The following is an 8,163-nucleotide window of genomic DNA, read 5'->3' as shown; positions in this document are numbered from 1 at the left end:
GCCAGCGCCACCACATTGCGCTGGGTCACCACCACCCCCTTCGGCACCCCCGTCGACCCCGAGGTGTACATCACGTACGCCGCATCCCCCGGACCGACCCGGTAGGCGGGCGGGGTCGGCGCCGGTTCGGCCCCCGGCCGGATCACGGCGGCACCGGGCGGTGCCTCGCCGTCGGTGATCACCAGCCGGGTGCCGGTGTCCTCCAGGACGAGCCGCTGCCGTCCCACCGGCCAGCGGGTGTCCAGCGGCACGCACACCCCGCCCGCCTTGGCGATCGCCAGCACCGCCACCACCGAACCGGCCGACCGCTCCAGCAGCACCCCCACCCCGGCACCCGGCCCCACGCCGTGGGACACCAGCACCCGCGCCAGACCGTTCGCCCGCGCGTCCAACTCCGCGTACGTGAGCACCGTTTCACCGTCGACGACGGCCGGCGCATCCGGCGCAGCCCCGACCGCGGCCTCGAACAGCGCCGCCAGGGACTCCGCGGGAAGGGGCACAGCGGTGTCGTTCCAGCCGTCGACGGCCCGGTGCCGCTCCTCGGGGCTCAGCAGCTCGATGCCGCCGATCGACTGCCCGGGGTCGGCGACGACGGCCTCCAGCAGCCGCACCCAGCGCTCGAACAGCGCGGTGACGGTGGCCGGTTCGAAGAGGTCGTCGGCGTACTCCAGGACACCGTCGATACCCGCCGGTGCGCCGTGGGCGTCGTGCCGCTCGGTGAGGCCGAGGAAGAGGTCGAACTTGGCCGTGCCCGTCCGTCCGAGCCCGATTTCCGCGGTGAGACCGGGCAGCCCCGGGCCGGACAGCGGCGCGCTCTGTAGGTCCAGCATCACCTGGAACAGCGGGTGGTGGGCCAGCGAGCGGGTCGGGTTGAGCACCTCGACCAGGTACTCGAACGGCACGTCCTGGTGCGCGTACGCCGCCAGCGCCGTCTCCCGCACCCGGCCCACCAACTCCTCGAACGACGGATCCCCGGAGAGGTCGGTACGCAGCACCAGCGAGTTCACGAAGAACCCCACCAGATCGTCCAACGCCTGGTCCGTACGGCCCGCGATCGGACTGCCCAGCGGCACGTCCTCCCCCGCACCCAGCCGCGACAGCAGCGCCGCCAACCCCGCCTGAAGCACCATGAACAGGCTCGCCCCCGACCCCCGCGCCAACTCCGCCAACCGCCCGTGCAGACCCGCGTCGATCGCCACCCGCACGTAGTCCCCGCGGTACGACATCACCGCCGGACGCGGCCGGTCCGCCGGCAGCACCAGCTGCTCCGGCAACCCCGCCAACCGACCCTTCCAGTACGCCAACTGCTGCGCGAACAGACTCCCCGGATCCTCCTGGTCACCCAGCAACTCGTGCTGCCAGAGCGTGTAGTCCCCGTACTGCACCGGCAACGGCTCCCACTGCGGCGCCGCACCCGCACACCGCGCCGCATAGGCGGTGGTCAGCTCGCGGACGAGCGGGCCCATCGACCAGCCGTCCGCCGCGATGTGGTGGACCACCAGCAGCAGGACGTGTTCCTGCTCGGAGAGCGCGAACAGTGCGGCGCACAGGCCCGGTTCGGCGGCGAGGTCGAAGCCGTGCCGGGCGGCGCGCAACAGCTGGTCGGGCAGGGCCTCCGGATCGGTGTCCGTCCGCTCGAAGGGGATCGTGACGGCGTCCAGGACCTGCTGGTACGGCGTGCCGTCGCGCTCGCCGAACACCGTCCGCAGGCTCTCGTGCCGGCCCGCCACGTCGTCGAGGGCGGCGTGCAGGGCTCCCGGGTCGAGCGGGCCGCCGGTGAGCCGGACCACCAGCGGGATGTTGTAGGTGGCGCTCGGCCCGTCCATCCGGTGCAGGAACCAGAGCCGGCGCTGCGCGAAGGAGAGCGGCAGGTGCTCGGGGCGTTCGCGCGGGGTGAGCGGGATGCGGCCGGGTGCCGCGGTGTCGAGCAGGGCGGCGATTCCCGCGGGGGTGGGTGCCTCGAAGAGGGTGCGCAGCGGGAGTTCCGCCCCGAAGGCCGTCCGGATCCGTCCGATGAGCCGGGTGGCGAGCAGGGAGTGCCCGCCGAGGTCGAAGAAGTCGGCGTCCGCGCCGACCCGCGGCAGGCCGAGGACCTGCCCGAACAGCTCGCAGACGATCTGCTCCTGCGGGGTGCGCGGGTCGCGGCCGCCGCCAGGCAGGGCCGGGTCGGGGGCGGGCAGGGCGGCCCGGTCGAGCTTGCCGTTCGGGGTGAGCGGCAGCCGCTCCAGCACCACGACGGCGGCGGGCACCATGTGCTCGGGCAGCCGCACGCGGGTGAACTCCCGTAGCTGCTCGGGCCGGAGGTCCGTTCCGGGCGCGGGCACCGCGTAGGCGACGAGCCGGCGGTCGCCGGGCCGGTCCTCCCGGACGAGGACGGCGGCCTGGGCGACGTCGGGGTGGCCGGTGAGCGCGGCCTCGATCTCGCCGGGCTCGATCCGGAAGCCGCGCACCTTCACCTGGTCGTCGGCCCGGCCGGCGAACTCCAGCTCGCCGTCGGCGCGGCGGCGGGCCAGGTCGCCGGTGCGGTACATCCTGGCCCCCGGCTCGACCGCGTACGGGTCGGCGGTGAAGCGCTGGGCGGTCAGCCCGGGCCGACCGAGGTAGCCGCGGGCCAACCCGGCGCCCGCGACGTAGAGTTCACCGACCGTGCCGGGCGGCAGCAGGCGCAGGGCGCCGTCGAGGACGTAGGTGCGCAGGTCCGGGACGGCGGTGCCGATCACGCCGGCGGCGCCGGCGGCGGTGTGCCCGCGATCGAGCGGGCGGTGGGTGACGTGCACGGTGGTCTCGGTGATGCCGTACATGTTGACCAGCACCGGGGCGTCGTCGGGGTGCCGGCGGTACCAGTCGGCGAGCCGGGCCGGTTGCAGCGCCTCGCCGCCGAAGACCACCGTTCGCAGCGCCAACCGCCGTCCCACGTCGGGCTGTTCCAGCTCGGCCTGGTCTAGCTGGTGGAAGGCGGAGGGGGTCTGGTTGAGCACGGTGACGCCCTGGTCGGCGAGCAGGGCGAGGAACTCCCGCGGCGACCGGCTCACCTCGTGCGGGACGACGACCAGCCGGCCGCCGTGCAGCAGGGCGCCCCACAGCTCCCAGACGGAGAAGTCGAAGGCGTAGGAGTGGAAGAGCGTCCAGACGTCGTCCCGGTCGAAACCGAACCACTTGCGCGTCTCGTCGAAGAGCCGGACGACGTTGCGGTGGGTGACGACCACGCCCTTGGGGCGGCCGGTGGAGCCGGAGGTGTAGATCACGTACGCGGGGTGGTCGGCCGCGAGCGGTGCGGTGCGCTCCGCGTCGGCGAGGTCGCCGCCGGGGAGCGCGGCGAGGGCGGCGGTGCCGGGGTCGTCGAGCAGCAGGACGGGCAGGTCCGCACCGGCCGGGACGGCGGGTGCGGTGGCCCGGTCGGTGAGCAGCAGGGCGGGCCGGGCGTCCGCCAGCATGTGCGCCAGGCGGGCCTGCGGGTACTCCGGGTCCAGCGGCAGGTAGGCGGCGCCGGACTTGAGCACCGCCAGCACGGCCACCACCAGGTCGGCGCAGCGCGGCAGGGCGATGGCCACGATCCGTTCGGGGCCGGCGCCGCAGGCGATCAGGCCGCGGGCGAGCCGGTCGGCGCGCTCGTTCAGCTCGCCGTAGCCGAGCGTGTCCGTGCCGGCGGTGACGGCCGGCGCGGCGGGGTCGGCCGCCGCCCGCGCCTCGAAGAGTTCCACCAGGGTCGGCACCCGGCCGGGTTCGGCGGCGGGCGCGGGGGTGTCGAGCAGGTCGGCGCGTTCCTCCGCCGTCAGCAGCTCGATCCGGCCGATCGGCTGCCCGGGGTCGGCCGCGGCCAGCGACCGGAGGGTGGTGAGCAGCGTGCCGTGCCGGTCGGCCAGTTCGTCGGCGGTGCAGAGCTCGGGGTGGGCGTTGAGGTCGACGGTGGGGCCGCTGCCGTCGCGGCGGTCCCAGACGGCGAGGGTGAGGTCGCCGACGAGGCCGGAGGAGAGGTTGTGCGGGGTGGTGCGGTGGCCGGCGAAGGTCAGCCCGTAGTCGAAGGACATGATGTTGACGACGGGGGCGAAGGACGTGCCGAGCCGGCCCGGCAGGTCGAGGTCGCGGTGCAGGTCCTCGCCGCGGTAGCGCTGGTGGCGCCCGAGGTCCCGCAGCCGTTCGCCGATCTGCGCGAGGAACCCGCCGAGGGTCAGCCCCGGCGTCGGGGCGAGCCGCAGCGGCAGGACGTTGGCGAGCGTGCCCGGGGTGCGGCGCAGCGTCTGGTCGGCGCGGGCTGTGGTCGGCAGGCCGAACACCACGTCGTGGGCGCCGGTGGTGCGGTGCAGGTGGATGGCCGCGGCGGCGATCACCAGGTGCGACCAGGGCACCCTGGTACGGCGGGCGAGCGCCCGCAGGCCGTCCAGGGTGTCGCCGGGCAGGGCGGCGGTGGCGCGCAGGTACGTCTCGGGGGTGCCGGTGGGCTCGCCGAGCCACCGGGCGGGTTCCGGCCGGTCGGCGAACTGCCGTGCCCAGTGGGCGCGGTCGAGCGCGAACTGCTCGGAGGCGCGGTACCGGGCGTCGCCGTCGAGCAGGTCGGCCAGGGTGCCGAAGGTGCGCGGCGGCACCGGGCGGCCGGCTTCGAGCGCGGTGTACACCTCGGCCGTGCGGCGGGCGATCAGCAGGGAGCCGAAGGCGTCCAGCACGATGTGGTGGTAGCCCTGGTACCAGAGGTGGCGGTCCGCGGCCAGCCGGATCAGCACGTGGTCGAAGAGCGGGCCCCGGGCGAGGTCCATCGGACGCGCCGCCTCGGCCGCCAGCAGGGCCCGGGCGGCCCCGTCGGGGTCGGGGTCCGCGGAGAGGTCGACCGTCCGGAGCATCCAGTCGCCGGGCGGCACGGGCCGCTGCACGGGTTCGTCGCCGCGGACGGCGAAGCGGACGTGCAGGGCCTCGGCCTCCGCGACGACCAGCCGCAGGGCCGCCTCGAACGGCCCGGTCGCCACCGGGCCGTGGATCTCCAGGTAGTCGGCGACCCGGAACACCCGGTTTCCCTCGTCCAGCCGTTGTTCGGCGAGCCAGATCTCACGCTGGGCCGCCGACAGCGGAAGTTCCACGCCCTCGTGGTCGGACAACGCCGACACCTCCGATCGGTTCGGCCCGCGGGCCCTTGCACGGAGAATTTCCGGGAATTGTGCTGCGGCCGCGGGGCGGGCCCCGGGAAAGGGGCGGCCGAGCCGCTCGGTCCGGGCGCCGGGGAGCGGGCGGCCGGCCGGGTGCGAAGAGGCGGTCGGCGAACGGCCCGGACGGAACGGGCGCGGCACGGACCGCAGATCGTTTGCAACCTAACCCGCCGCTTCCGAGGGGGTCAAGGAGACGATCAGTGTGCCGTCCCGCCGGCGGGACGGCGGGCTTCCGCACCAGGCCGGCGGCCCGCCCGGGCAGGGCGAACCTGTCGGCGGGGTACGGCCGTTGACAGCACCCGGCGATCCTTGCCCGCTATCCGGACGCCGTGTTAGCTTCACGATCACCGAATGCCGAACACCCAATTCCTGTGCACTCTTTCGGTGTCCTTCAGCGGAACCCCGGCGGAACCCAGAGGAAATCGACACATGGCGAACACATGGTGGGGCGAGCGAATTCTCGGCCGGGGCGCCGACGACGAATTGTGGGCCGTTTCCAGTGCCCCGGTGACCCGTGCCCGGCTGCGCTCCCGGATCCCCGTACTCCGACAGCAGTTCCGCGACCGCGGAATCGGCAGTGGCAGCACCGTCGTCCTGCGGATGACGCCGAGTTTCACCTACCTCCAGGTGCTCCTGGCCCTGTGGAGCTGCGACGCGCAGGTGATCCTCGTCGACTTCCGGCTGACGCCCGCCGAGTACGAGCCGCTGCTGGCCCGGCTGCGGCCCGAGTACCTGGTGACGGCCTCCGGCGCGGGCGGGCCGGTGGCCGGCTTCCGGCAGGAGTCGGACTTCTCGGTGCGACGCCTGCCCGACGGCCGGCCCGCCGGGGACGGCGTGCGGCTGGTGCAGTTCAGCTCCGGCTCCACCGGCCGCCCCAAGGTGATCGGGCGCGCGCCGGAGTCCGTGCTCGCCGAACTCGACCGCCACCACGCCCTGGAGGGGTTGCCGGGCCGCGGCGAGCGGGTCCTGCTGCTCAACTCGGTGATGCACAACATGGGCCTGGTCACCGGGGTGCTGCACGCCCTGGACGCGGGCGCCACCCTGGTCGTCCCGTCGACCTTCCGGCCCGCCGAGGTGCTGCGCACGATGGCCCGCACGGAGGTGAACGCCGTCTACGGCACCCCGCTGCACTTCGGCCTGCTCGCCCAGGTGTCCGGGCCGCCCGCGCTGCCCGACCTGCGGCTGGCGGTGTCCGGCGGCGAACGGATGCCCGCCGACACCCACGACCGCTTCCGGCAGCACTTCGGCGTCCCGATCGGCCAGGTGTACGGGCTCACCGAGTACGGGCTCGTCGCGGGCGACCCGACCGGCCGCTGGGCACCCGGCGCGATCGGCCGGCCGGTGCCCGGCGCCGAGACCGAGGTGGTCGGCGAGGAGCTGTACGTCCGGACCGACCGCTGCCCGTACCTGCACGGCGAGCACACCGACCGCTGGTCCGACGGCTGGCTGCGCACCTACGACCGGTTCGCGCAGGACCCGCGGACCGGGGTGCTCAGCCTGCTCGGCCGCGCCGACTCGGTGGTGGTGGTCGGCGGGCTCAAGATCGACCTCGCCGAGATCGAGGCCGCCCTGCTCGATCACCCCCGGGTCACCGAGGCCGTGGTGACCTTCGGCGCGTCGGTGGAGGCCTTCGTGGCGGGCGAGGACGGCCTCGGCGCCGACGAGTTGACGCACTGGTGCCGGGAGCGGCTGAGCGCCGTCAAGATCCCCCGGCAGTTCTTCCTCGCCCGCCGGCTGCCCCGGAACTCCACCGGGAAGCTGCTCCGCGACCGCGAGCTGATGCACGCCGCGGCCGGAGCCGCGCGCCACGACCACGGGGGAGCCCGTTGATCACCAAGGACGACATCCGCTCGATCCTGGCCGGCGATCCCAGCCTCGGCCTGCCCGAGGACCTCCCGGACGACCGGGAGCTGGTGATCGACTCGTTCACGCTGGTCCTCCTGCAGCACGCCCTGGAGGAGCGGCACGGCCTGGCCATCGACCCGCAGTTCGAGGACATGGCGCTGTTCACCTCGATCGACGGGATCCACCGCTACCTGACACAGGTCCTCGGCGCGCGCCCGCCGCAGGCCCCGGGAGAGGCATGACGAATCCGTTCGACGACCCCGACGGGACGTTCCGCGTCCTGCGCAACGACGAGGGCCAGCACTCGCTGTGGCCGTCCTTCGCCGAGGTACCGGCCGGCTGGTCGGTGGTCCGCGAGGACGACGGACGGCAGGAGTGCCTCGACTGGATCGAGGAGCACTGGACCGACCTGCGTCCGCTGAGCCTGCGCGAGGCCTGAGCCGCACCCCGCAGCTCCCCGCACCGTCCCCCTTCGGTACCGCCGTCCAGCACCTTCCACCCCCTTCACCACCCCTCACGACAAGGAGTGCCCCATGGCATCCGCACTGTCCCGACTGATGGTGACCCTGGCGACCGTGACGGCCGTCGGCGCCGGCGCCACCACGGCGAGCGCCGCCCCTGCCGGCCACCAGCCGCTTCCCGAGGCGAAGTTGAAGGCCGCCCTGCTCACCCCGGCCGACCTCGTCCCCGGCTACATCGCCGAGCCCCCCGGCCCGGCGCTCGGCGCCACCTTCGTCTCGGGCGACGCGGCCTGCCGGGACCTCGTCGACCTGAACAACCGCCTCGGCAACGGGACCGTCCCGGGCACCGCGGGCAGTGCGAGCACCCTGCTCGCCGACCCGGTCGGCTCCTTCGTCTGGGACAGCCTCAACAGCTTCCGCCACCAGCGCGCCCAGGAGGTCTACCGGCACCTGGCCCGGGCGACCGCGAACTGCAAGTCCTTCGTCCACGATCTCCCGGACGGCCAGCGGATCAACGTCACCCGGGTCGACGTGCGCCGGATCGGGCTCGGGGACGCCGGGCTGCGCGCCACCTTCAAGTCCGAGACCGGCGGCTACACGGTCGAGACCACCACCGTGCTGAGCCGGGTCGGCAGCACGGACGGGAACCTAAACACCCGCCAGCTGCCCGGCGCCGGCGCCCTCGACCGGATCGCCGCCACGGCGGTCGCCCGGGTCCGCGC

5 protein-coding genes are annotated in these 8,163 nt (G+C 74.3%); 4 read left to right on the top strand and 1 reads right to left on the bottom strand.

The window, feature by feature from the left end; all coding sequences use genetic code 11:
• Positions 1-5,087, bottom strand: a 5,087-nt coding sequence (locus ACWGB8_RS36960) for an amino acid adenylation domain-containing protein (RefSeq protein ID WP_452218044.1), incomplete at its 3' end; no start/stop codon positions are given.
• A 477-nt stretch (positions 5,088-5,564) separates the two neighbouring features.
• On the opposite strand from ACWGB8_RS36960, the gene ACWGB8_RS36955 reads away from it, so the two are divergent.
• The 4 genes from ACWGB8_RS36955 to ACWGB8_RS36940 all read left to right on the top strand — a co-directional run.
• Positions 5,565-6,965 carry a class I adenylate-forming enzyme family protein gene (locus ACWGB8_RS36955; protein ID WP_452218043.1) on the top strand — a complete coding sequence of 467 codons (1,401 nt, stop codon included), beginning with the start codon at positions 5,565-5,567 and terminating at the stop codon, positions 6,963-6,965.
• Positions 6,962-7,222: an acyl carrier protein gene (locus ACWGB8_RS36950; RefSeq protein WP_452218042.1), complete on the top strand. Its 261-nt coding sequence runs from the start codon at positions 6,962-6,964 to the stop codon at positions 7,220-7,222. The genes ACWGB8_RS36955 and ACWGB8_RS36950 overlap by 4 nt, the downstream gene beginning before the upstream one ends.
• Positions 7,219-7,419, top strand: coding sequence for an MbtH family protein (locus tag ACWGB8_RS36945; protein ID WP_452218041.1), 201 nt, complete (start codon positions 7,219-7,221; stop codon positions 7,417-7,419). Before ACWGB8_RS36950 ends, ACWGB8_RS36945 begins: the two co-directional genes overlap by 4 nt.
• Positions 7,420-7,513: 94 nt before the next feature.
• The coding region (locus ACWGB8_RS36940) for a hypothetical protein (RefSeq protein WP_452218040.1) at positions 7,514-8,163 on the top strand (650 nt) is incomplete at its 3' end.

It is taken from the genome of Kitasatospora sp. NPDC054939 (genome assembly GCF_053610105.1).
Note: the sequence above shows the minus strand (reverse complement) of the source record. Positions and strands in the feature narration are given on the sequence as shown.

Bases quoted from the DNA above. Each gene is read 5' to 3' on its own strand.
- ACWGB8_RS36955 (WP_452218043.1), top strand. From the start codon at position 5,565: ATGGCGAACACATGGTGGGGCGAGCGAATTCTCGGCCGGGGCGCCGAC.
- ACWGB8_RS36945 (WP_452218041.1), top strand. From the start codon at position 7,219: ATGACGAATCCGTTCGACGACCCCGACGGGACGTTCCGCGTCCTGCGC.